The organism is Desulfatibacillum alkenivorans DSM 16219 (assembly GCF_900142135.1).
Classification (GTDB): domain Bacteria; phylum Desulfobacterota; class Desulfobacteria; order Desulfobacterales; family Desulfatibacillaceae; genus Desulfatibacillum; species Desulfatibacillum alkenivorans.
The window spans coordinates 42,179-66,222 of sequence record NZ_FQZU01000024.1; the positions used below are offsets into that span (position 1 = coordinate 42,179).

The 24,044-nt window shown below is 53.5% G+C and carries 25 protein-coding genes and 1 tRNA gene; 14 read left to right on the top strand and 12 right to left on the bottom strand.

Going from position 1 to position 24,044, the window contains the following annotated elements:
• Positions 1-3: 3 nt before the first annotated feature.
• The 4 genes from dapA to BUE18_RS17575 all read left to right on the top strand — a co-directional run bounded on the left by dapA (position 4) and on the right by BUE18_RS17575 (position 2,550).
• Positions 4-1,038 (top strand): 4-hydroxy-tetrahydrodipicolinate synthase, encoded by a 1,035-nt coding sequence (gene dapA, locus BUE18_RS17560; protein WP_073477488.1) that lies wholly within the window; start codon positions 4-6, stop codon positions 1,036-1,038.
• A gap of 27 nt (positions 1,039-1,065) precedes the next feature.
• On the top strand, positions 1,066-1,344 hold the full coding sequence (locus BUE18_RS17565; RefSeq protein WP_073477489.1) for a TMEM165/GDT1 family protein: 279 nt from the start codon (positions 1,066-1,068) through the stop codon (positions 1,342-1,344).
• A gap of 81 nt (positions 1,345-1,425) precedes the next feature.
• Positions 1,426-1,502, top strand: a tRNA-Pro gene (locus BUE18_RS17570).
• A gap of 70 nt (positions 1,503-1,572) precedes the next feature.
• Positions 1,573-2,550: an NAD-dependent epimerase/dehydratase family protein gene (locus BUE18_RS17575; protein ID WP_073477490.1), complete on the top strand. Its 978-nt coding sequence runs from the start codon at positions 1,573-1,575 to the stop codon at positions 2,548-2,550.
• Positions 2,551-2,561: 11 nt separating this feature from the next.
• Here BUE18_RS17575 and BUE18_RS17580 read toward each other — a convergent pair whose 3' ends face one another.
• Positions 2,562-2,915, bottom strand: a complete 354-nt coding sequence (locus BUE18_RS17580; protein ID WP_073477491.1) for a DsrE family protein — start codon at positions 2,913-2,915, stop codon at positions 2,562-2,564.
• A gap of 393 nt (positions 2,916-3,308) precedes the next feature.
• Between BUE18_RS17580 and BUE18_RS17585 the strand changes: the two genes are divergently transcribed.
• A complete protein-coding gene (locus tag BUE18_RS17585) occupies positions 3,309-4,097 on the top strand; it encodes a Rossmann-like domain-containing protein (RefSeq protein WP_073477492.1) in 789 nt (262 codons plus the stop codon).
• A 30-nt stretch (positions 4,098-4,127) separates the two neighbouring features.
• Here BUE18_RS17585 and BUE18_RS17590 read toward each other — a convergent pair whose 3' ends face one another.
• Entirely contained in the window at positions 4,128-6,350 is a 2,223-nt protein-coding gene (locus BUE18_RS17590) for a carbohydrate-binding domain-containing protein (RefSeq protein ID WP_073477493.1), read from the bottom strand.
• A 242-nt stretch (positions 6,351-6,592) separates the two neighbouring features.
• Positions 6,593-7,441: an AmmeMemoRadiSam system protein B gene (amrB, locus tag BUE18_RS17595; protein WP_073477494.1), complete on the bottom strand. Its 849-nt coding sequence runs from the start codon at positions 7,439-7,441 to the stop codon at positions 6,593-6,595.
• A 172-nt stretch (positions 7,442-7,613) separates the two neighbouring features.
• On the opposite strand from amrB, the gene der reads away from it, so the two are divergent.
• The 3 genes from der to BUE18_RS17610 are packed head-to-tail and all read left to right on the top strand — an operon-like array spanning position 7,614 to position 11,604.
• The gene (gene der / locus BUE18_RS17600) at positions 7,614-8,951 is read left to right on the top strand and encodes a ribosome biogenesis GTPase Der (protein WP_073477495.1); all 1,338 of its coding nucleotides are present in this window, start codon (positions 7,614-7,616) and stop codon (positions 8,949-8,951) included.
• 50 nt (positions 8,952-9,001) lie between these two features.
• Positions 9,002-10,270, top strand: coding sequence for a M20 family metallopeptidase (locus BUE18_RS17605; protein ID WP_073477496.1), 1,269 nt, complete (start codon positions 9,002-9,004; stop codon positions 10,268-10,270).
• Between the two features lie 8 nt (positions 10,271-10,278).
• Positions 10,279-11,604, top strand: coding sequence for a replication-associated recombination protein A (locus BUE18_RS17610; protein ID WP_073477497.1), 1,326 nt, complete (start codon positions 10,279-10,281; stop codon positions 11,602-11,604).
• 114 nt (positions 11,605-11,718) lie between these two features.
• On the opposite strand, the gene BUE18_RS17615 is transcribed toward BUE18_RS17610, so the two are convergent.
• From BUE18_RS17615 to BUE18_RS17635, 5 genes are all read right to left on the bottom strand, one after another.
• Positions 11,719-12,501, bottom strand: a complete 783-nt coding sequence (locus tag BUE18_RS17615; protein WP_073477498.1) for an enoyl-CoA hydratase/isomerase family protein — start codon at positions 12,499-12,501, stop codon at positions 11,719-11,721.
• 143 nt (positions 12,502-12,644) lie between these two features.
• Positions 12,645-13,478 carry an AraC family transcriptional regulator gene (locus tag BUE18_RS17620; RefSeq protein ID WP_139264788.1) on the bottom strand — a complete coding sequence of 278 codons (834 nt, stop codon included), beginning with the start codon at positions 13,476-13,478 and terminating at the stop codon, positions 12,645-12,647.
• Positions 13,479-13,506: 28 nt separating this feature from the next.
• Entirely contained in the window at positions 13,507-13,899 is a 393-nt protein-coding gene (locus tag BUE18_RS17625; RefSeq protein ID WP_073477500.1) for a cupin domain-containing protein, read from the bottom strand.
• Between the two features lie 436 nt (positions 13,900-14,335).
• Positions 14,336-14,737, bottom strand: coding sequence for a hypothetical protein (locus BUE18_RS17630; protein WP_073477501.1), 402 nt, complete (start codon positions 14,735-14,737; stop codon positions 14,336-14,338).
• A gap of 23 nt (positions 14,738-14,760) precedes the next feature.
• Positions 14,761-15,255, bottom strand: coding sequence for a PocR ligand-binding domain-containing protein (locus tag BUE18_RS17635; RefSeq protein WP_073477502.1), 495 nt, complete (start codon positions 15,253-15,255; stop codon positions 14,761-14,763).
• A 613-nt stretch (positions 15,256-15,868) separates the two neighbouring features.
• Between BUE18_RS17635 and BUE18_RS17645 the strand changes: the two genes are divergently transcribed.
• From BUE18_RS17645 to BUE18_RS17655, 3 genes are all read left to right on the top strand, one after another.
• On the top strand, positions 15,869-16,249 hold the full coding sequence (locus tag BUE18_RS17645) for a CGGC domain-containing protein (protein WP_073477504.1): 381 nt from the start codon (positions 15,869-15,871) through the stop codon (positions 16,247-16,249).
• A 4-nt stretch (positions 16,250-16,253) separates the two neighbouring features.
• Positions 16,254-16,919, top strand: a complete 666-nt coding sequence (locus BUE18_RS17650; RefSeq protein WP_073477505.1) for an MBL fold metallo-hydrolase — start codon at positions 16,254-16,256, stop codon at positions 16,917-16,919.
• 142 nt (positions 16,920-17,061) lie between these two features.
• Positions 17,062-18,252 carry a multidrug effflux MFS transporter gene (locus tag BUE18_RS17655; protein ID WP_073477506.1) on the top strand — a complete coding sequence of 397 codons (1,191 nt, stop codon included), beginning with the start codon at positions 17,062-17,064 and terminating at the stop codon, positions 18,250-18,252.
• A gap of 16 nt (positions 18,253-18,268) precedes the next feature.
• Here the strand turns inward: BUE18_RS17655 and BUE18_RS17660 are convergent, their stop codons facing one another.
• From BUE18_RS17660 to wtpA, 3 genes are all read right to left on the bottom strand, one after another.
• Positions 18,269-19,309 (bottom strand): ABC transporter ATP-binding protein, encoded by a 1,041-nt coding sequence (locus BUE18_RS17660; RefSeq protein WP_073477507.1) that lies wholly within the window; start codon positions 19,307-19,309, stop codon positions 18,269-18,271.
• Between the two features lie 4 nt (positions 19,310-19,313).
• Positions 19,314-20,111: an ABC transporter permease gene (locus BUE18_RS17665; RefSeq protein WP_073477536.1), complete on the bottom strand. Its 798-nt coding sequence runs from the start codon at positions 20,109-20,111 to the stop codon at positions 19,314-19,316.
• A 66-nt stretch (positions 20,112-20,177) separates the two neighbouring features.
• Positions 20,178-21,152 carry a tungstate ABC transporter substrate-binding protein WtpA gene (wtpA, locus tag BUE18_RS17670; RefSeq protein ID WP_073477508.1) on the bottom strand — a complete coding sequence of 325 codons (975 nt, stop codon included), beginning with the start codon at positions 21,150-21,152 and terminating at the stop codon, positions 20,178-20,180.
• Positions 21,153-21,399: 247 nt separating this feature from the next.
• Here wtpA and BUE18_RS17675 point away from each other — a divergent pair, with 247 nt between their 5' ends.
• Entirely contained in the window at positions 21,400-22,332 is a 933-nt protein-coding gene (locus tag BUE18_RS17675; protein WP_073477509.1) for a DMT family transporter, read from the top strand.
• Here BUE18_RS17675 and BUE18_RS17680 read toward each other — a convergent pair.
• Positions 22,299-22,664 (bottom strand): winged helix-turn-helix domain-containing protein, encoded by a 366-nt coding sequence (locus BUE18_RS17680; RefSeq protein ID WP_028315069.1) that lies wholly within the window; start codon positions 22,662-22,664, stop codon positions 22,299-22,301. The two genes, BUE18_RS17675 and BUE18_RS17680, sit on opposite strands and share 34 nt — an antisense overlap.
• 310 nt (positions 22,665-22,974) lie before the next feature.
• Here BUE18_RS17680 and BUE18_RS17685 point away from each other — a divergent pair, with 310 nt between their 5' ends.
• Together BUE18_RS17685 and BUE18_RS27565 are read left to right on the top strand one after the other, a co-directional pair.
• Complete coding sequence (locus BUE18_RS17685) at positions 22,975-23,688, top strand: cytidylate kinase-like family protein (protein ID WP_073477510.1); 714 nt, start codon at positions 22,975-22,977, stop codon at positions 23,686-23,688.
• Between the two features lie 83 nt (positions 23,689-23,771).
• Positions 23,772-23,981: a hypothetical protein gene (locus BUE18_RS27565; RefSeq protein ID WP_139264789.1), complete on the top strand. Its 210-nt coding sequence runs from the start codon at positions 23,772-23,774 to the stop codon at positions 23,979-23,981.
• Positions 23,982-24,044: the final 63 nt, after the last annotated feature.

Consider the following 24,044-nt stretch of genomic DNA (forward strand, 5'->3'; position numbering starts at 1 on the left):
GAGATGACAAAAGGCTGTAACACCGCATTGGTGACGCCCTTCTCTGAAGGCGGCCTGGACATCGCCGGTTTGGAAAAGCTGGTGGAATTCCAGATCGCCGGGGGCGTCGATGGCATCCTGGCAGTGGGAACAACGGGGGAAAGCCCCACGCTGTCCTGGGAAGAGCATCTGCAAGTTATTAAAATCGTAGCTGATAAAACCAAGGGAAAGGTAAAATGCATCGCCGGGACCGGCAGCAACAATACTAAGGAGACCTTGGAGGCCACGAAGCATGCAGCCAAAGCGGGCGTAGACGCAGTCTTGTTGGTTGATCCCTATTACAACGGCCCGAGCAGCCTGGAAATCCGAAGGGAGTATCTGACTCCCACGGCCAAGGCGTTTCCCGGCCTGGAAATCATCCCTTACGTGATTCCGGGCAGGACCGGCGCTCAGCTTTTTCCTGAAGACCTGGCCCTTCTTTACAAGGAATGCCCCAACGTTAAAACCGTGAAAGAAGCCACCGGTGATCTGGACAACATGCGGAAAACCCGGAAACTTTGCGGCCCGGATTATACCATCATGTCCGGCGACGACGACATGACGCTGCAGATGATGCTGGATCCTGACATCCAGGCGTCCGGGGTCATCTCCGTGCTTTCCAATGTTGCGCCCAAAGCGGTTTCCCAAATGGTCGGGGCGGCCGCTGCGGGAGATGCGGATCTTGCAAGGAATATAGGGGCCGCCTTAAAGCCGTTGTTCGGTTTGGTTGTTATCAAAACCACGGAGGAGTCTCCGGTGGGTCCGGTCATGTGCCGGGCCAGGAATCCTTTGGGAGTAAAAACTCTGATGGCGGCTTTGGGCATGCCCTGCGGGTCCTGTCGTCCTCCCTTGGGAAAAATGTCCAAACAGGGCCTGGACGTGGTGGTGAACGCCGCCAAGGCCGTCCTAAAGGATAATCCGGAAATTTTAGCGCCGGCGGCCGAGTTCTTTAACCTGGATTTTGAGCAAAGGCTGAATGATCCCGACGTATTGAAGGACCTGGCTTATGATTCCTACTAATGGTTTAAAACCGTTATCGGAGTCCTGATGTTTGATATAAAGATCCTGTTTTCAACTTTTATTATGGTGTTCCTGGCGGAGCTGGGGGATAAAACCCAACTGGCCACTATGGGATTTGCAGCAGAATCAAAATCCATGGTTTCCGTATTCATCGGCTCCGCTTTGGCGCTTTGTTTATCCAGCGCCCTGGCCGTTTTGGCCGGGGCCTGGATCGCCAAGCATGTGTCCCAGGACGCCATCCGAATGACGGCCGGAGGGTTGTTCGTATTCCTGGGCTTATGGATGCTTGTTTTTTCCGGCAAATGATTTTGCAGGGGAAAAACAAAAAAATCCGTTGACAATAAGTCAATCAGGGGGCATAAAAGGCGCTTGTTTGTTTTGTGGTGTCGGGATGTGGCTCAGCCTGGTAGAGCGCACGGTTCGGGACCGTGAGGTCGCTGGTTCAAATCCAGTCATCCCGACCACAAGCCCCTTTTGCCCTTCCAGGCCGATCCTCCCCCTGCTCCAGCAGTAAAAATATAAAGGACTCAATCCATGAGGATACTTATTACCGGCGGCGCCGGGTTTATTGGTTCGCACCTTGCCGAGGCCTATTTAAAGCAAGGGGATGAAGTGTATGTCATTGACGATTTGTCCACCGGTTCTTTGGACAATCTGGCTCATCTTCAGGCCGACGAAGAATACGCCAAGCGTTTGTTCGTGCATGTGGACACCATCCTGAACCATGATATCCTCCTGCAAATGATAGGGACTTGCGACGTGGTCTTTCACATGGCCGCGGCGGTCGGCGTTCAGTATATTCTGGATAATCCGCTCCGTTCCATCCGGATTAACATCCGGGGCACGGAGCAGGTTCTGGATTTGTGCGCCAAGTTCAAGAAGAAGGTGCTTATCGCCTCTTCCTCCGAAGTATACGGCAAGCATTTGCACGCTCCCTTGGTGGAGACCGACAACATCATTTACGGCCCATCCTCCAAATTCCGGTGGAGCTACGCCGCGTCCAAGCTCATGGATGAATTCACCGCCCTGGCCCATCACCGCGAAAACGGCTTGGAAGCCATTGTAGTCCGCTTTTTCAATACTGTGGGCCCGCGTCAGACCGGGACCTACGGCATGGTCATCCCGCGCCTTGTAAGCCAGGCTTTGGCGGGCAAGGACCTGACCGTTTACGGCGACGGCGAACAGTCCCGCACATTCACTTATGTGGAAGACGTGGTTAAGGCGGTCATGCTTTTGGTAAATCAGCCGGACGCCGCAGGCGAAGTATTCAACATCGGCGGCGTTGAAGAAATCAGCATAAAAGACCTGGCCTATAAGATTGTGGAAAAATGCGGATCTTCCTCTCAGGTAAAGCTCATTCCTTACGAAGAGGCCTTTCCCGCCGACTTTGAAGACATGCAGCGCAGGCTTCCCAGCATCGAAAAACTGAAAAACCTGACCGGATACGCGCCCACGACCGATCTGAACGCGATTTTGGACAAGGTTATCGAATTTTTCAGGAATAAAAAGTAGACCGACCCAATTTAAAAGGTCAGGACGTGAAGCCCTTGCTTGAGATAATCAGTCAAGGGCTGTCCCATATAAATGACCTTGCAGCCCAACTCCTTCAGAGCTTCCGAAACCCCGTACTGGTCCGCACAAGCCTTGCAGGCCAGGATTTCCACGCCTTCTTTTTTCATGTAAGAAAGCTCCGTCTGCAGATTTTCGTTCTCCGAAAGCAGCTTGGCGGAGGGCCCCCAAACCACCAGCTTTACGGACTCCCACCATCCGTGGATTTTGGAATTCTTGCAATACATAAAGACCATGTTCATGGCGACTTCAGGGTCTTTGGAACTCCAGATCACAACCAATGCGTTTTTTGAATGGGCGTCATTCATGGCAAAATCCTTTCTTCATGCAGCTTGATATGGCTTTCGGATTACCAAAAAAAACATTGGGGTTAGCAGTTTTCACCGGCAATTCAGCTTCATTCCTTCATGACTGAGAACCATCTCGTTTCATGGCATGCCGGGCATTTGCCCCAAGTCTTCTTCCTGGACCGTGTAGCTTTATATCTGATTCCTCCAGCGTCCCAGACTGAAATTTTCCAACCGCACGGGCATAGCAAAAACCATGTTTTGGATTCCTCCTCCATGCGGGAAAAGAGGCCGCTAGGACACAGAAACTTAACTATTTTTTGCAGGCGGCTCATATTCCTGTCATTACCTTTTCTAACGCGGCATGGTATGAGTTGTTAAGGGTCAATCATCTTTTTGTATAGGAGGATTATCATGAGTGAACTTGCCAAGGATATCCTACACGCCGTCAAGGATCAAGCCTCCATTCTTTCCTCAATTCCCGGGGTTCGCATGGTCGCCATGTCTTTGGGATATTCCTTTGTGGAGTTGGAAAACGAGCGCATGGGCATATGCTTCACTCCGCGCGCCTCCAGCCCCTCCTGCACGCACTACAGCCGTGCCGGAAGCCTTTCAAAAATGGGCTTGCTTGAATTGGCGGGTTTAATGATTTCGGGCAACCTCCTGGAAAAAAGCGTGGGCATAGCCGCTGTTAACGTGCTTTCCCAGATGATTATGGACCAGGCGCCTGATAAATATCAATTCGCGGATCAGGACCTATTGGATCTTGCTCCTAAGGGGCCTCTTAAAGCGGGCATGGTGGGGTATATTGCTCCGTTCGTTCCCATGCTGCTTAAACGCTATGAGTCTCTGACCATTGTGGACGACAATCCCGAATTCAACCCGGGGAGGCAGGCTAATGGTTGTTTGATCAGCCGAAATATCAGCGATTTGTCTGAAGCGGATGTGTTGATCGTAACGGGATCGGCGGCTGTTGTGGGGGACTTTGACAAAATCCTTAATGCCGCCAACTCAACGCAATTTATTGGAATAGTAGGCCCTTCGGCGGGATGGCTGCCCGGCCCGGCTTTTGACAAAGGGGTTCATGCCGTGGGCGGAACTAAAATATTGGACATTGAAGGCGCCCGCAGCGCCATTCTTGAGGGGGGCGGATTTCCCCATATCAAAAAATTCGGCCTGAAATACACCTTGGTCAATAAATGATCTGCCCGGAATTTCCGGGCCGGGTTTCAATCAGTTTATGTTCGTCACGATGTTGCTTATGGTGAAGGTCTGGTATTTCGTTCCCGGGGTGTATGTCCCGCCTTCGTACAAACCGTCCGTCGTAGCACCTGTTGAGGAGCCTTCAAAGTAAAGATCGTAGGATGCTCCGTGACTTAAGGCCGGCATGGAAAAGCACACGGACTGATAGTTTTTGGACGGGGCGAAGGTAAAGATTGCGTTTCCGGAGGTATCCTGCACATGAATCAGGGTTCCGGCGGACCTGTTAATATTTCTATTTCTGTACAACACCGAGTATTGGGTGGTGTCTTGATAGGTCGGCGCTTGGGCCATGCCGGCGCTTCCGGCGGCGATGAGGTATCCGCCTGTAAGCACGAATTTGGTGTCGTAATCCAACGCGCCGTTGCCGTTTTCTTCAGGGCCGTTCACCAGCACGGTTCCGCCGCTCATATAAAAGGATCCGTTTACGTCAATGCCGTCTCCATCAGCGTCCACCACAATATAGCCGCCGTTGATATGGAGAAAGTTATTGCTGGTGTCAGGCCACATGCCTCCGCCCGAACTGTCCGCGCCCCCGGCCACGTTCAACCCGTCGTCGCTGGCTGTGATGTGAAAATTTCCGTCGTTGATGGTGATGACAGTGCTTTCCATGCCTTCGTAGCACTTTGTAATGGCGAAAGCCCCGCCGTCAATGGTGATCTTAGAGTCCGAATGCACGCCGTCGTCGCCGGTTGCTATGGAGAAGTCGCCGCCTGTGATCGCAATATCCTGGTCCGAATGAACCGCGTCGTCCGCCGTATTGATGATAAAATTGCCGGCGTCTATGTTGATTTCCACAACCGCCTTGATTCCCTTGGCGGAATCGTCATCGCCGATGGTTGCGTTGCTGCCGCCTCCGGCCGTCAGGTTAAAGGCTCCGCCGGTGATGTTAACGTCCGTCTCAGCCTGGATGCAGTCATTTCCCGAGACGATGGTAAAGTTTCCGCCGCTGATAGTGATATACCCCAGGTCTGGGTCTTCGTCTTCCGTGGACTTGAGGCCGTCGCCGTCCGCGTTTACGGTAAAAACTCCGCCCTGGATGTTCAGATAATCCTTGCCCTGGATGCCGTCATCCAGTGAGTTGACCACAAACACGCCGTTTTCTATAACAAGGCCGTCCTTGCTTTTTATGGCGTCGTTATAATTGGCGTCCACGTTAAGCAGGCCGGATCCCCGGATGGTCAGATCGTCCTTGCTGAAAACCGGGGCGTCAGGCTCGTCTTCTCCCTCTTCGAATACGTAGTTGTTTGTATCAACAAAGTAGTTTTCCGTGTTTTCAGCAAGCTCTATAATTGTTTTCTCCGCGTTGGAGACGAAAAAGGGCGCCGTGGTTGAGCAAGTGACGGAAACTCCGTTTAAGACGATATTCACGGCTACGGAATCGTTGGAGTCCACAATAATCCGGCCGTCGTTCAGGGTTCCGGTGATGCTGTACGTCCCGCCTGCACTGATGGTGACGATGGCGCCATCCACCGTGGCGCCCTCGCCGTCCACGGCTACGGAGGTGTTGTTCAAGGTGATGTAGGTTACTCCATCAAATCCCAGGATGGAACTCAGGATAAAAAGGGCTTCCTGTAAACCGATGCCGCCGTCGCCGTCCACGCCGGATCCGCTGTAGATAACGGAGCCAGTATCCATGCCCGCCATGATCTGCAAGGCGAGAATGGCGTCTTCCATTTCTACGCTTCCGTTGCCGTCGATATCCCCTATTGATGCGGCCAGTTCCGAATTCTCAGCGCCGAAGCTGGGGACGAGCTTGACAAACTCCCCGGTTCCGTTGGGATACCGGCCGGTGCTTACGTCCGTCTCCTGGGCGCCGAAGATAACCTGATCCAATATCGATTCATCCGGGGCGGATAGAATTATGGCCTCTCCTGACTTGGAGAGCTTAAAATTTGTGTGAATCCCTTCATCCCCCTCATCGTCATCCGCCCAGATGCAAAGGTATCCGCCCGCCGGAATGGTTGCAGCGGGGAAGGTCCATTGGGCGGGATTTTCCAAGTCGTCGGAAAGATAATAGCCTTCCAGGGATATGGAGAAATCCCCGGTGTTATATATTTCGATCCAGTCCTCGTATTTGCCTTCCGGGTCTGTGACGGTGGCGTCGTTATCGGCCATGAACTCATTGATTACCAAAGCGCAATATCCCTGTTGCGCGCCAAGAGCGGCAAGCACGGCAAACAGGCAAAAAGCCATCGTCAGACCATTTTTAATCGGTGAACATATTCTAAAACGGGAGTGCATAGTGAGTATTTTTTCCCCTGGGCGTGAGGTATTCAACTAACTGAAAACGCTTGATAACAGAAATTTTACTTAATAGACGCCAAATCATTTGTTAAAGTTACATTAGGAAGAAAAATATTAAAAAAGCCTCCCGTCCAAAATTTTTATTAGGGCGGGAGGCTGACTTTTTTGTTCCGTCCATTATCCAATGATCTTTAAAAAATCGCCCCCACATAACCCACAAAGCTCTCGTTGGGGATCACGTCGCAACTGGTGGAGTAAGCCAAGATCTGCGACTTTTCAGATCCAAGGCTTTTGGCGGCGGCCATGGCCGTGGCGGCGGCGCCTCCGCAGCATGCGTTGGAGTTTTCCATGGCCTGGTCAATCACCCCTTGGGGGTCCATGGCTTCTATTCTTTCCACGAGCTTCTTGTCGTTTTCGTTTTTAACCCATTGGATGGCTTTGGGCCCGGACCCAACGGGGGAGAAACCGTAATTGGCGCCGTAATGGGTCAGGTCGGTGGAGCCGATCACCTTTGCGGTGTATCCAAAGCGCCTAACTATATTCACAAAAGCCTCGCCAATAGCCAAAGACCGGGAGACGGGCGGAACGCCTATAGGGACGATGCGTACATCCGGAAAGAAATATTTGATAATGGGCAATTGCAGTTCGATGGTGTTATCCTGCACATGCCTGTCCGGGGATTCGATTTCGAACCGAAACCCTTTGGCAAGCTGCCCCGCCACGTCCTCGGCGATGACCAAAGGCCCGAAAGGCGTTTCCCACGCGCCGGAAGCCATGATAAAATTGGGATGCCTGGGCCCCAGATGCATGCCGAAAACGGCAATGACGTCAGGCGGGTTGTCGTCTTTCAGGGCGGCGATCACCTGGGCCGCGATTTTTCCGGAATAGACCCATCCTGCATGGGGGACGATGCCGCCGACCCTTTTGACTTCGGGCTTTACCTGGGGCAGGTCTGCGATAAAATCCTCTATTTTTTCCCGGCATTCTTTTTCCGAGGCCGGATACCAACTGCCCATAAATTGCGCTCTGCGGATTTCCATGGTCTTCCCCTTTGCGATAAAATCATTATTATTATCTCAGTTTAACCATAAGAACCGGATATCGCAAATTATTTATGGGCTTTTCTTTGCAATTTGGTTTTGGCATGGAATATGATAAGAGTATGGGCTGGTCTGAAAGGCCTAAAATACTACAAGATTTTGAGGGAATAATATGGCCCTGTTAGCTATTATGGGACGCCCCAACGTGGGCAAATCAACCTTGTTCAACCGCATCACCAAAAGCCGTAAGGCCATGGTGGACGACAGCCCCGGAGTCACCCGGGACCGCAACTACGCCGACGCCGAGCATGACGGCGTAAAGTTTTCCGTGGTGGATACGGGCGGCTTTTCCAAAAACGACCCGGACGCCTTTGTGGATTTGATTCACTTTCAGGTGAACCAGGCAATCGAAGAGGCGGACGCCATTGCCATGGTCTTTGACGGAAAAGACGGCCCCTCCCCTTTTGACCGGGACCTGTTATCCGTGCTGCGGCCTATTGACAAGCCGATTTTTTACCTGGTTAATAAAATCGACTCGGCCGACCTGGAATATCTTATGGCCGACTTCGCCGAATTGGGCGTGGGCGAGCTGCATCCCGTCTCCGGTGAGCACGGCTACGGCATTCCAACCTTTTTGGATATGATCGTGAAGGTTTTGCCCAAAGCTTCCCCCAAGCTGGAAGAGGATATGATCAGCATCGGCGTGGTGGGCAGGCCCAACGCGGGGAAATCCTCCCTCATCAATAAAATTCTCGGCCAGGAAAGGCTTTTGGTCAGCGACACTCCCGGCACCACCCGGGACGCCGTGGATACGGTTTGCCAGGTGAATGGAAAGCCTTATCTCCTACTGGACACCGCGGGCATCCGGCGCAAAGGCAAGGTCAAGCACAAGCTGGAAAAATTCTCCATAGTGCGGGCTTTAAAGGGCTTGGAGCGATGCGACGTGGCCCTGGTCATGCTGGACGCCACCGAAGGCATTACGGATCAGGACGTGCACATTGCGGGATATGCGGAGGAAAGAAAATGCGGGTGCATATTCCTGGCGAACAAGTGGGACTTGGTCAAAGACAAAGACTGGGCGTTGAAGAAGATCAAGGACGATGTTCGCATGAACGCCAAGTTCCTCAACTACGCCCCGTTCATGACCATTTCGGCCCTGACCGGCCAGCGGGTGCATAGAATCTTCGAACTGGTGGACAAGGTGTACGCCCAATACACCACACGCATCTCAACCAGCAAGCTGAACCGCATGCTGGAAAACGCCATTACAAGGCACGAGCCGCCCTATCACAAAGGCCGCAGGCTCAAGTTTTATTACGCTACCCAGGTGAGCACGAAACCGCCCACCATTGTATGTTTTGTAAACCATCCCGATGCGGTGCACTTTTCCTATAAACGTTTTTTGATCAACCATATCCGCGAGGAAACCGGCCTGGATCAAACGCCGATCCGCCTTTTATTCAGGCAGCGGGACCGCAAGGACCTGAAGGTTTTAAAAAGCGGGGGTTAACTGCAACATAGTCGACGGCAAACTTTTTAATCATTTTTGTCGAGGTAATCATGGATTACGCACAGGCCTTCCAGGCAGTGGAAGGCGCCAAGGATTATCTGGTAAAAACGCTTCAGGAGCTTTTGGCTGTTGACACCACCCTGCCCCCGGGAAGCAACTACCGCCGGTTTCTGGAAGTGGTCGAGCCCCATTTTTTAAACCTGGGGTTCTCCACAAAACGGGTGACGGTTCCTGACGAGTTGGTAAAGCAAATTCCGCTGAATCTTTCCGGACCGCGGGAAAATCTGGTCGCCTCCCTGGACTTGAAAAAGCCGAAAGTTACGGCTTACGCCCATATGGACGTGGTTCCGGCGGATGACTCCTGGACCTGCGAGCCGTTCAACGGAAAGGTGGAGGACGGAAAAGTCTACGGCCGGGGCGCGGTGGATATGAAAGGCTCCATCGCCTGTTTTCTGGGCGCCATGAAGGTTTTGAAGGAATTGGGCGTCGAGCCGAAATTCTCCGTGGACTGCCTGTTGTGCACCGATGAGGAGATCGGGGTCTACCCCGGCGCCAGGTATCTGGCCGAGCAGGGTTATTTTTCCAACCATATTCTATGGCTGGAATTGGGGTATATAAAGCCCGGCGTAATCATGGAAACCCTGGGCACGGCCGGAAACCTGCAATGCCGCATCAGCGCCGTGGGCAAAAGCTGCCATTCGGGCATGAATTACCTGGGCGTCAACGCCATTGAGGAAATGATTCCCATACTCAACGAACTGGTTGAGTTGAAGAAAAAGGTCCAGGCCCGTTTATCCCATTTGCCTGCTTTCCCGGATCCAAGAAATCCTTACGACATGTTGACCCCCATGTTCAACCTGGCCATTATAAAAGGCGGCATCAAGGAAAACATCGTGCCGGGAGTCTGCGAGCTGGCCATTAATCGCCGCTACACCGTGGACGAAGACCTGGACGAGGTCATGGACGAAATCCGCCGGGCCGTGGCCAGGGGGCGGGAAAAATCCAGGCTGTTGGACGTGAAAACCGAGTTTATCCACATGTATCCGCCCATGGAAATCAACCCCGAAAACCCGGCCGCCGTCAAAGCCCGGGAAGCCCGCAAGGCCGTGCACGGGGATTTACCCATCGTGGCGGGAGGCATATCCGCCTCGTCAGACCTGGGGTTTGTGGCGCAGAACATCCCGCCGGAGGATTTGCAGGTGGCCATCCTCGGTCTGTTCCGGGCGGACAACATGCTGGCCCATTGCGCGGACGAATTCACTTACGTAGACGACCTGGTCGCCATGACCAAAGAGCTTGTTTATTATTTGGGATTTTAAGGAGTTGCATGTCGCTTTTTGACCGGAAAAACGCCGAGCCCCTGGCCGAGAAAATGCGGCCCCGCACCCTGGATGAGTTCATTGGCCAGGAAGCCGTGGTGGGGGAAGGCGGCATCGTCCGCCGGGCCGTGGAGTCGGATCATCTGTTTTCCATGATTTTCTGGGGACCCCCGGGCTGCGGCAAGACTACCCTGGCCCGCATTATGGCCAACGCCTCGCAAAGCCATTTTATGCAGATTTCCGCGGTGGGATCGGGCGTCAAGCAAATCCGGGAAGTGGTGGAGGAAGCCAAGGACCGCCGCAACTTTCATGCTCAAAAAAGCATTCTGTTCGTGGACGAAATCCACCGCTTTAACAAAGCCCAGCAGGACGGTTTTTTGCCCCACGTAGAGAGCGGGATTATTACGCTCATCGGCGCCACCACGGAGAATCCCAGCTTTGAAGTCATTTCGCCCTTGCTTTCCCGATGCCGGGTGGTGGTGCTCAAGCCCCTATCCGCCGACCATATGAAAACCGTGATCCAAAACGCGGTGCAGGACGAGGAAAAAGGCCTTGGCATGTACGACGTCGCCCTGGAGGAGGAAGCCCTGGAAAACCTGGCCCAGGGCGCGGACGGAGACGCCCGGAAGGCCTTGAACACCCTGGAGCTTGCCGTGTTTCTGGCAAGGCCGGACAAAGAAGGCCGGCGCGTCGTCACCGCGGAGCATGTGGCCCAGGCCTGGCAGAAAAAGCAGCTCAACTACGACAAGGGCGGGGACCAGCATTTCGACATTATCTCCGCACTGCATAAAAGCCTGCGGGGCAGCGACCCCGATGCGGCGGTATATTGGCTCATGCGCATGCTGTCCGCCGGGGAGGATCCCCTTTACGTAGCCCGGCGCATGGTGCGGTTCGCGTCCGAAGACGTGGGCAACGCAGACCCCCACGCCCTGGTCATCTGCATGGCCGCGGTCCAGTCCTATCAGTTTTTGGGATCGCCGGAAGGAGAGCTGGCCCTGGTGCAGGCCTGCCTGTATCTGGCTACGGCGCCTAAAAGCAACGCTGCGTACATGGCTTTAAAAGCGGTGAAGAAAAAAATCTCCCAAACCGGCGCCAAGCCCGTGCCCATGCACATCCGCAACGCCCCGACGGGCCTTATGAAAGAACTGGGCTACGGCGCGGAATACAAATATCCCCACGATTACGAAGGCGCCTACGTCCCCGAAGAATACATGCCCGAAGGTCTGGAAGGGACCAGCTTTTACAGGCCCACGCCCCGCGGCTATGAAAGCGTCATCAAAAAACGCATGGACCATTGGTCAGGCATAAAAAAGAACAAGAAAAATTCGGATTAGCACGGAGTTGCGCGGTTCCCGCGCCAAAGAATAAAACGGCGGAGCAGGGCTGCATTAACAGCCCCGCCCCGCCGGCATTGTTTTTTGGCGATGGGAGTAATCCTGTTTTGGAAATTATTCGCCCTTGAACTCGGCTTTGCGTTTGTTGATGAAAGCGTCCATGCCTTCGGCGCGGTCCTTGGTGGGGAAAACCATGGACATGGATTCGCGTTCAAAAGCCAATCCGGCTTCCAGGGTGGTGTCGCCGGCCATTTTGATGGCCGTCTTGGAGCGGGCCACGGCGATGGGCGCCTTGGAGGCGATGGTCTTAGCTATTTTCATGACCGAGTCCATGAGTTCGTCCGCGGGATACACGTGATTGACAAGGCCGACGCGCAGGGCTTCGGCTGCATCGATCATTTCGCCGGTGAAGGTCATTTCACTGGCGTAGCCGCGTCCGATAAAACGGGGAGCGCGCTGGGTGCCGCCAAATCCGGGAAACAGGCCCAGGTTGACTTCGGGAAAGCCGAATTTGGCTTTTTCGGAGGCTACGCGGAAATCGCAGGCCAGGGCCAGTTCGCAGCCGCCGCCCAGGGCGAATCCGTTGATGGCCGCGATGACCGGCTTTTCACACAGGTCAATGGCGTACATGGCTTTTTGGCCGTTGGCTATGAAAGTACGGAAATCCTGTAATTCCAGGGAGTTCATCTGCTTGATGTCAGCGCCCGCCACAAAGGCTTTGCCCGCGCCGGTGATGACGATTACGCGCACATCGTCATTTGCGCCCAGTTCAGTGACCGCGGCTTCCAACTCGGCGACCACGTTGGAGTTCAAGGCGTTCATGGCCTGGGGCCGATTCATGGTGATGGTTGCTATATAATCCGCTACGGTTACTTCCAGATCCTGGTAATCTGCCATGTTGCGTCCTCCTGAGATGAATGTTGAATAACCCGCCCGGACGTCCCGGGATTTTTTCAAGTGCAATCAAATACCGGTACACCGCACAGGCCCGGGAGTCAAGAGGCGGGATGGCTTTCAAACCCGGAAAGAGAAGGGGTGTGTCACATATCCTGCAGATTCCGCACATAGCGGCCGGGGGTGACGCCGGTGACACGCTTGAATGCGCGGGTGAAATGGCTTTGATCGGTAAATCCTGCATCCAAAGCCGCGTCGGCGAGGCTTGATCCCTGCTCCAGTAATTCCCGGGCCTTTTTGATTCGGTATTGAACGAGGAAATCGTGAGGAGATATTCCGGCGTTTTCCAGGAACAGGCGCTGAAAATAAAAGGGGCTCAGGCAGGCGACTCCGGCCAGCTCCTTGAGCGTCAGGTTTTCGGCGTAATGGATTTTGATGTACCCGCGAGCCCGGCTTACGGCTTCAACATGCGGGCTGATCCGGCGGAGTTCAGGCGGGTCGTCCCCGTAGCGAAGAACGGCCGTGGAAAGGACGGAAATCAGGCTGGCTTCCTTTTCCATGGTAGAACCGGATTCTTGAACCAACAGCATGAACTCTCGAATCAGGGAGTTCAGCTCCTCGTCCTTGGCGGCTAGGCATGAAAAATAGGGCGTTTTTTGGGCCTTTTCCGAAATCTGCGAGGCAAGGGATTTCAGGGCTTCCGGTTCCACGCAGATGGTGAAATACGTGTGCATGCCGTCCTCGGATTTGCATGCATGGGGTTGGCCGGGGTTGATCAAAAAGACGTCTTTGGGTCCGATGACCATGGAGGCGCCTTTTTGGTCTATCACGCGTTTTCCTTCCAGGACGATCCCGATGGAAAAGCCGTCATGGACGTGACGCGAAAACGCGTTGGTCACGTGGAGTCCATGGACGGCCTGAATATGGGGGATGTCCGGAAAGCTGTAAAACCGGACGTTTTCCTGATTGGATGTCCTCACGCCTTGGCGGTCTCCGCTGCGCAATTTCCTAAACCAGCGCCGGGAAAAATTTGGCCAGCAAAACCAGCCCGCTTTTTCCGGACGCGACTTTATGCTCCACGCCTTCGGGAATTACTCCCAGACGTCCGGGATGATAGGACGTTTCCTTGTTTTGCAGAAAAAACGCGCCCTCGCCTTCGATGACTTCATGAAGCTCCCACTGGTCTTCGTGAACATGCTCCTCCAGGACGGCTCTGGGGTCGAGTTTCACTATATGGCAGCTTAACCGGCCCTGGGTGTCCGCTCCTTTGACAAGATGCTTCAAGTACACGCCCTTGAATTTGGGGTGCCGGCTCCAAGGGATGTCTCCGGCCGCCTCTTCCTTATCTATGTAGGTTATGGCGCCGTTCGTCAAGCAGTCGGTAATTTCTTGCGTTTTCATGGGTTCTCCTTTCGTGGTTAAGCGTTATAATCCGTGCTTTTGAAAGGAGTATGGACCATGGCATGGATTCCGTATTGTAGAATCTTGCTATTTTTAAAGGGAGGTTTACGGCGCTGGGGTCTGAATAAGCTGGATTGTCCGCTTCATCGAAGCCGTCCCCGTTTAAAAATCGGGCATTCAGGCCTTTGTGAAGCGGGATAGCATTGGATAATTACCTGAATTTATGCTGCTTTGGTATGCATTCCCACGACAGCATGGGAACGAGAAATAGTTTTCAGACCACAGATAGCACGGAAGCCACAGAAATCTTCTTTCCATGTTCTCCGTGCATTCCGTGGTTGATTGCAAACGTGAGCGTTGGTTGGAATAAAAAAAAAGGGAGCCGCCGGTTGATTCCAGGGCTCCCCTTGTTGAATGCCGTCAAACAGCAGGCTGCTTATTTGCTTGCGCTGGCGTAGGCCTCGGCAATGCGGGCGGCGATGTAATCCGCCTTGGCCGGGTCGGGGTCGTCGGCGTCAAAGCAGTAGCCGTCCTGGCCCAGCAAGCCTTCGGGGATGAGGTCGCCCTCTTCGTCGGGATCCGTGATCATGTCCCCGTAAAAGCAGACGGAAAGCCAGCGATCCGCGGGATCGTCGTCCACCACGTCAACCATCACGTACAAAGGCCGGTCGGTCTGGGCCGGATGTTTGGCGCGGAGCGAGTAAGACACTCCAGGCCGGGCGTTAAATTCCAGTTCGGCGCTGTCCTGGCTTTCCAAAAGATCCTTGAACTTGAGAAAGGCGGGTTTCATGCCATTCGTGTCTTCCCATTCCTCGATGAATTTTTTCAGTTCCTGCATTTTTCATCTCCTTGGAAATTGGATTATTTGATAAGTTCTTTTAAACGGGATTCTATAAATTCCGCACATTCCTCTGCTTTGGATTCCGGCATGGTCTTTACGCTGGAAATCAGCTCTTCAATCTTATCTTCTTCCATGCCGGTGGTTTTTTGGACCAGAAAATCCTCCACCTCTCCGTCTTCGAACAAGGCGCCGCAACCGCCGATGGTTCCCAAAAACTCGTCTCCGGAGAAAATAGGCACGGAAATCTTCACCATGCCGGCGTCGCATTCGCTAACCACGGACCGACGGGTTTGCTTTGCCTGGGCCGTGAAGCTCTGGGCCGCCGTGGCGCAGATGCTTCCCAGGGCCTCGGGGCATTTTTTAATTTCAGGACAAAGGTCGTTGCACCATTTGCCGGCGTGGGTTACATGCCCGCCTTCAGGGTCTGACACGGAGCAGTCCAATCCATATTTGTCCTGAATCTCCCTAACAAGGGCTTCCCATTCTTCCACGCTCATAACATCCGTCAAGGTCATTTTATATTCCTTTCGTATATGTCAGGTTGCCGCGCGACCGCACTTTTATTCGCCTGCGAACGGCAACCGGAAATTTATGCAACAGGGGCGCAAAAAAGCGCCTTTGCCGCTGAAATTGCAACACGGGCGGGCCGCTCCAGGCGGGGCCGCGCTCCTTGATTGTAAAGGTCATGCCACTTTTAAAGGAAAAAGTGAACGCCCTTTCAAGGATTAAATGTGCGTTAGGGATTTAACTGCATGTTATTGCGGGGCAATATTTTTTTTGGGTTTTCATGGAACAGCCTTTTTGTCGCGGATTCCCAGGCCTTCCGGCCCTTACAGCCGCCGGGGAGTTGGCCGGGGCCGAGGGCGCGCGGGGATTTACCGGGGCGGCTTAAAGGGCGATTGCCAAGACGGCCTTGTTTATGGTATTGGCCTTTTCTGAAATGACCAATGGTCATATAGGGCGGCGCCAAAATGCGGCCCTCATGGGTAATGTCATGATAACCTATTTATTTTAATTGGTTATTTGCCTTTGCTTCATTTAAATGATATATTCGGCCTGCAATTTTTCCAGGATCAGAGCCGTTCATTTGAACGAAGTGCTTGTTATATTTAGATGAAAGGATTTAATATGGAAAAGATAGGCATCATTCGTTGCGAAAAGAATGAAACAACGTGTCCGCTGGTCGGCTGCATCAAGCCCATGTCCGGCAAGGCCCAGGCGTACAAGGATTATGAAGATCCGCAACTGATGGGCGTTTTCACATGCCGTTGTCCGGGGGACAACGTGGTTGAGCTCGCTGGGATTATGAAGAAGAAGGGGATAGAGTTCATACACTTTCCCACGTGTTTGTTTTCCACAAAAACTGAAGACGGATGGGCGTCCGAGCCCGGCGGGTTTTGCGGCAAGCTGCCTGAATTGATGAAGGCGGTGCACGAAGCCACAGGGCTTCCGGTGGTCGCGGGCACGGGGCATCTGCCGAAAGGCCATATAGTAGAGGTTATAAAATAGGATTATGGAAAAAATCACCGTCACGATTGTTTATGACAACACCACGACCCGGGAGGATCTGGAAGCTCATTGGGGTTTTGCAGCGGTAATTCAGGCGCATGGCCATACCTTGTTGTTCGACACGGGCCACAAGTGGGAGATTTTGTCCGCAAACATGAAAGCCCTGGGTTTTTCTCCGGACGAGATCGAGGCGGTGGTTATTTCTCACAATCATTTTGATCATGCAGGCGGCCTGGAGGGTTTTTTGGCCCAAAAGGCCGTTCCTGTTTACGTCCCCAAATCCTGCCCAACTCTCTTTGAAGCGGCCAAGCAGATTAATGTCAGCGGGCCCCGGGAGATATTCCCGGGGATTCGTTCCACCGGAGAGTTGGGGGATTTTGAGCAATCCCTGGTTGTGGAAGCCGCAGACGGCCTATTGGTGATCGCCGGGTGCTCCCACCCGGGCGTGGACGTCATCCTGAAGGCGGCTTCGTCTTTTGGAGAGGTCAAGTCTTTAGTGGGCGGCCTTCACGCCTTTACCCAGATGGAGGTTTTGCGGAATCTGGAATTGATTTGCCCCACCCACTGTACGCAGCACATTTTGATGATCAAGAACCTGTATCCCATGGCGTATCGGGAAGGAGGCGCGGGAGTGGTTTTAGAGTGGGATCCTCCGCAGGGGCCCGCCTGATTGGGAGGAAGTAATTTTCGCATGTGTGAAAAATAGCTTGCAAAAAAGCGCATAGTAGCATTCAATTCCGGTCAGACATCCTGGGCGCCTGATCATGAAGCATCAAGCGCGGCGGGATGATTTTTTTTGATCGGAGTATGTTGTGAAGCGAATCGTCCCCCTATTAGCCTTTCTTACGGCTTTTCCCGCCCTGTCCACGGACATGTATCTGCCGGCCATCCCCATGCTGGTGGAGCAGTGGAACCAGCCTTTGGTGGTGGTCAACCTGACCCTCATCGCCTTTTTTGCATCCTTTTGTACGTTTATCGCCGTATACGGCCCCTTGTCTGACCGGTACGGAAGGCGGCCGCTGCTGTTGGCCGGGATAACCATATATATAGGCGCCAGCCTCGGCTGCGCCCTGTCGCCGTCGGTGTACATGCTCATTGCAGCCCGAATCGGGCAGGGAGCGGGGGCCGCCTCGGCTCAGACCCTGGCTTTGGCGATTATTCGCGATAAATTCGACGGCCTGGAGCGGGGGCGGATTCTGGCCCATATGGTGGGCATCATGGCCGTTGCGCCCATGGTGGGGCCGGTCTTCGGCGGATGGATGCTTACATGGTGCGACTGGCCCTGGCTGTTCGTATCCCAGGCCTGCCTTGGGGTGATTGGATTTATTGGCGTGTATTGCATGGAGGAGTCTTTAAAGGATCCGGTCAAGGTTTCCGCGCTGCAGGTTTTCGCCCGGTACGGCGTGGTTTTCAAAAACGGCCCTTTTATGAAGCTGAATGTGGTCATGTCTTTGTTCGGGCTGCCGTTTTTTGGGTTTATCGCCTCATCCTCCTATTTGTACATCAAGGTTTTTGACCTGACCGAGCAGCAATTCGGCTATTTTTTCGCCTTTACGTCCGGCGGGTTCATGCTGGGGCCTATGGTGCTCAACCGTTTATCCAATCACATGTCCTACAATAAGATCATCGGCATCGGGCTTAGCGGGGTCACCCTGGGCGGATTGGCTCTTGCTCTGAACTCCCACGCCACACCCTGGCATTTGGCCTTGCCTATTTTTTTATTTGTCTTCAGTTTTGGCGTATTCAGGCCCGCGGCCACCAATATGGCTTTGGAGCAAGTGACCACGGACGTGGGAAGCGCATCCTCCGTGCTGGTGTTTTTTTACTCCATGGTGGGCGCCGTGGGAATGTGGATGATTTCCCTGGAATGGCCGGATAAAATGACGGTGCTGGGATCGCTGGCCGCCGGCATTGGAATACTGTCGTTGATATTTTGGTTCACAAGCTCCGGAAATTACAAGATCGGCGGAGACCAGCCCCAGGAAGCGCCGGCGGAGGAATAAATCCAGGCTTGATTTTTCAGAAAAAATGAATCCTATCCTGGGGAATTTCCACCCACACTTTGGCGCCAGCGTCCAGGCCCATGGACATCAAGGCGCTTTTGGCGGCCGCAGCCACCAGGGTCTGGTCCTGATAGTCCAATAAAACCTCGCAAAAAATGCCGTAATCCACCATGCCGCGAATTTCCGCGGGAAAGAGCCCGAACTGATTATCCTGGACAGGTTTTCGCTCCAGCAGCAACAGGTGCTCGGGCCGGACGGCGGCGTATTTGGGCTCCGGGCGTCCGTTGGAGGGCATGGACAGGTTCAGGCAGTCCACGCGCACCTGGCCGTTTTCGCCGCAGGCGGGAAACACGTTTTTCATGCCCACAAAATGAGCGACAAAGGGCGATGCCGGGCGGTTGAAAATGTCCTTCACGCCCCCGCATTGCTCCACGCCGCCCTTGTTCAGAACAGCAGCCCGCTGACTGAGAAACAAGGCTTCGGAAAAATCGTGGGTAACCATCAGGCATGTGAGGGATAATTGGGAATGCAGCTCTTTAAGCAGGTTGCGCAGGTCCTCCCGAAAAGCCGGATCCAGGGCGGACAAGGGTTCGTCCAGCAGCAAAACCCTGGGCTTGACCGATAGAGCCCGGGCCAGGGCCACGCGCTGCTTTTCTCCGCCGGACAGGTTTTCCACGGATCTGCCGGCCAGAGGCGCAATGCCAAACCGTTCCATGAGCCATTTAACCCAATCCAGGCGCTTTTTTTCCGTCTTTTTTTGGTAGCGAAGGCCGTAGGCGATATTTTTTTCTACATTTAAATGTGGAAACAACCCTGCGTCCTGATACACAATGCCCACCCCGCGGCGTTCGGGCGGGAGGCGGGTGATCTCCGCTCCGTCCACAAAAATCCGGCCTGAATGAACAGGCCCCACGCCGGCCACGGACTCCAGGATCAAGGTCTTCCCCGCTCCGGTGGGGCCCAGAAGGGCGAAAAACTCCCCTTCCCGCACATGGATGTCCACATTGTTCAGGGAGAAATCCGGCAAATCCATGGAAAGCTGTTCAATGCGAATCATGCCGTCACCCCGTTTTGGCCTTGGAAGCGGATGGAAGCGTTATAAACCGAAGCCCCAGGAACAAGGCCAGGGAAACCAATATCAGCCACACGGCCACAGGCTGGGAATATTTCAAGCCGTACGCCGTGAAACGTTCGTAAATCAGGACCGGCGCCACCATGGGGTGGTAGGCCACAATCACAATGGCCCCGAATTCGCTGATAGCCCGGGCGCAGCACATGATCAAGCCGGCCAGCATGCTTCTCCAGGCCAGGGGGAACACCACCCGGAAAAAGGTCTGGGTCTGGGAGGCGCCCAGGCTGCGGGAAACCTTTTCCAAACGCTCCGGGATGCTTTCCAGCCCGGCCTTGACCGTATTGATGTAAAAAGGCAGGCCCACGAAGGTGAGCACGGTCACGATGCCCGTGGTCGTTCCCATGATTTCCACGCCGATGGACTGAATGGCCCGGCCGAACCAGTGGTTGCGCCCTGCTATGCTGAGTATGGCGATGCCGATGATGGGATGGGGTATCATGATGGGCAGATCCACCACGCTCTCCACCAGGCGCTTGCCGGGAAACTCCTTTCTGGCGAGCAGATAGGCGGTGGGCGTGCCCGCAACCAGGCTGATGATCGCAGCCAGGCCGGATGTGCTGATGCTCAGCCAGATGGCTTTGCGTACGTCCTTATCGTTAAAGGTTTCCCACAGGGATTCCATGGAAGGCGCTGCAATGACGTGGACAAGAGGCAGCAGGATAAACGCCAGGATTATCCCGGCGGAAGACAGGGTGAGCCAGAAAAAGGGTTCCTTTTTAACGGGCATGAAACACTCCCGGGCCGTGCAAAAAAGAATGCGCCGGCCCATTAAAGGACCGGCGCGCGGGTTGATTTATTCCTTGATTTCCACCAGCTTTTTCAGGCCGCCGGGCAGCTTGTCATACATTTCCTGCGTGGGAACGCGGCAAGGGATAAAAGGAGGCTGACCCATGTCCTGGAGGATCTTCAGGCCGCCTTCGGGGTCCATGAGGTATTCCAGGAATGCGGTTGCGGCCTCGGGATTCTGGGAGTCCTTAATAAGGCAAATGCCGTAGGTGCAGGATTTTCCCGTACGGGTGATCGTGGTTCCGGGCTTTTTGCCGGTGACCTCCACCTGGGCGTTTTTGTAGTTGCTGTCGTATTTGTAGTTGCCAAGGTTGATTTCGTCGGGCAAAGCCACGTATTTCAACTCGTGCTGCACGGCTACGGAAAGATATTCCCATGCGTAATCCATGTTACCGGTTTTCAGCAGGCTGATTAATTCCACGGACTTGGGACGCACGTTCTTTTCAGGACGGTTGGCAATGGCCTTGTTGTAGAAGCCCGGAATTTTATAATAGGACTCGGCCAATTGGAGCACCATCAAGGAACGGTATCCGCAAGGGTCCAGGTTGGGATCGGAATGGCCCCAGACCACGCCTTCGGTCATGAGGATTTCAGGCCAGTTTGTGTCGTTGATTTTGCCGGCCAGGCGGCTTTGGTCCGTATAGCACAGCACAAGCTGGTTGGTGGCGAAACGGATATTCATGTCGGTGAACTTGCCCAGCAGGTTTTTGTCGATGACGGTATAGTCGGCCGAACCCATAATATCGGCCGGCTTGCCCACTTCGGAGATCAAGCGGGCCATTTTGGTGCTGCCGCCGGATTCCCTTTGAATGTCCACTTTGGGATATTTTTGTTCGAAATTTTTTTCAATTTCTGCAAAAGGTACGGACAGGCTTCCGGCGTGAAAAATGGCAACCTTTCCGGCCGGCTCCGCCATGGCTTGGGAACTGAAGACAAGCAGGGATAATACTGCCAGGATGCAAAGGGAAAAACGTAGTTTCATGAGTAATTACCTCCTGAGGATAAAATTTGAAAACCGTAAAAAGCCCTATTATTCGTATCGAATATCCACCTATTCGATAAATCCGTTATGCTCCAAGGGTACAAACGCCTTTTACGAAATTTTTGCTTATAGGTCAATGAAAGTGCGCATTTTTCCATGATAACCGTTTTGTTCTTGCGGTGCATCCTGCAGGGATTTAAAGGTGTAAAGAGAGACTTAAAATGACAAAGGAAAGTATGGCGGTTTTATGAAGAAAAACAGCTTGGCCTCCACCTATTTGAAATTATTATTGATGGCCTTATTCTGGGGCGGCACCTTTGTTGCGGGCCGGTCCCTGGCGGGCAAGGTTGGGCCTTTGTCCGCGGCCTTTTTGCGTTTTGCCATGGCCTCGGTTTTTTTAACCGTAATCGCCTGTAGGAGGGGGGAAAGGCTGTTTTTTCCCAAGGGAAGGCAGTTGGCTTCCATCCTGCTATTGGGCTTGACCGGCATCAGTTTTTACAATTTTTTCTTTTTCAGCGGGCTGCACCACATTGAGGCGGGCCGGGCTGCTGTCATTATCGCCAATAATCCCATTATATTGGCTTTGCTGTCAGCCTTGGTTTTCAATGAGAAATTAAACCTTCAGAAATCCGTGGGCATACTGCTTTCCGTTTCCGGCGCGGTGGTGGTCATAACCAAAGGGCATCCCCTGTCCTTATTTAATGAAGGCGTGGGGCCCGGCGAAATGCTGATCGCCGGCGCGGTGTTCAGTTGGGTGGCTTATTCCATGATCGGCAAGGTGGTGATGGCTGATTTATCGCCTTTGCTTTCCGTGACCTACTCCGTAATAGCAGGCACGGTGATGCTGGCGATTCCCGCGGGGATGGAGGGGGTTTTCAGCAGCCTGTTCTCGTACGGACCATGGCAGTGGTTCTCGTTGTTTTATCTGGCCTTTTTCGGAACCGCGCTGGGCTTTGTATTCTATTATGAAGGGATTAAAACGATAGGCCCCACCCGGGCGGCCTTGTTCATCAATTTTGTGCCTGTGAGCGCCGTGCTTTCCGGATTCGTTATTTTAGGAGAGGCGCTTACGCTTTCTCTCCTGGCGGGGCTGGTTTTAGTCAGTTCGGGAGTGTATTTGACAAACGCTCAAAACCTGTTTCGCCGTCAGGATAAAAGGTCGGAAAATAATTCTTCGTAGGTGCAATCCGCGATTAATTCCACTTTTTCCTGCATGGCCTCAAAACGCTCCATAAGCTCCAGGGCGAAGGGCGTCAGCTTGGAGCCGCCGCCGGAATGGCCTCCGATTTTGCTTTCAAGCAAGGGGTGGCCCAGGCGCTCTTCTGCGTTTTTGATTCTTTTCCATGCGCCGCGATAGCTCATGTTCAGGCTTTGGGCTGCGGCGTTGATGGATCCATGCTTTTGAATGGCTTTTAAAATCTTAATGCGTCCGTGTCCGAATATCACATCCCCATCCCTGTTTTGCAGCCAAATCTTTGAGCGAACGCACGTATTTTTTTCTTTTGACGGCATAATCTCCTCATAAAGTTTCTAAGAATGGATTTCTTTATCACTTACACCAAATTGGCTAAAAAGAAAAGCAAATCCCGAAAATCCGGAAAATGCATCCCGCTTTTACAGCTTGACAAAGAATGCGACACCCGAGACGGTCGGGACAATTCCAGGTGATTCTCTGGTTTTTACAACATATTAATATAGCACAAAAAAATTTTATTTTTACGGATGGTTTTTCAAAATCCTCCTGGCACGGCCGTTGCCTATATATCTGGCAGGCCAGGGCGGTCGGTTACTCAGTTAACCCTGCAGAGCAAAGGAGATGGATATGGAAAAGAAATACCAGCCAGGATATTACAAGTCCGATAGGCCGGATATAAAGAGCTTGGTGGACCATTTTTTTGAGGCCTGGGAAAAAGAAGCGGCTCTTTCGGCGCAGAAGGAGCTCGTGCTTCCGCCCAATATTTGCTTCTCCCGCAAAATTGGGGTGGGCGCTTTGGAAGTCGCCGACCTGGTGTCCAACGACACAGGCTTTCCGGTCATGGACAGGGAGATTATCGAGTACATCTCCCTTGCTTCGGACCTTTCCACACGCACCGTCAAGATATTCGATGAGCGCTACCCCGGAACCGGGACGAATTTTTTCAGCATGATCCTCGGGGAAGGCTCCTTCATCCTGAGCGACTTCAGCAGGCAGCTCGCCCAGGCCGTCGCGGCGTTGGCGGGCTTAGGCCCTCTGATTTTCGTAGGGAGAGGCGCTCACCTGATTTTACCCAGAGACAGGGTGCTGGCCGTGCGCCTAGTGGCTTCCAAGGAGTACCGGATCAAACGCGTGGCCAAGATCATGGAGCAAGACGAAAAGCTGATTAAAAGGGAAATCGACCGGGTGGACGCTGAACAGGCCGGTTTCTTTAAAAAGGTTTTCGGAAGAGGCGACGCACCCAACGAGGAGTTCGACCTGGTGATTGTCCGGGACAATTTTCCCGACGCCCGGCATGCAGCCAAGCTGATTCAGGAAGCCTATAAAATGAAGTTCGGCTAGGCGTTATGCCGGCGATAATGCATTCAAAGGGAGCGGGCGGCTTCCCGCCTGCTCCCGGGTTTTTGCATTGAAAGGAGGCGGCCATGCAGCTAGTGCCATGGAGAACCTTAGGAGAGGTAAGCGCTCGAGCCAATGAGTTGGAGGATCTTTGGAATCGCCATTTTAACCATGCAAGGCCTTTCAGGACCATGTCGGCGCCCCGGCCCCCCATCATGGACGTGAAAGAGGCGGAAAGCGCGGTTGCGGCGACGGCAGAGCATCCCGGGGCGGAGCAGGAAGCCGAAAAATGCTAAGATAGATGTTCAATACAAGAAGTAATTTGGTGTATACTGGGGTTTATGCACGGTTCATTGAAC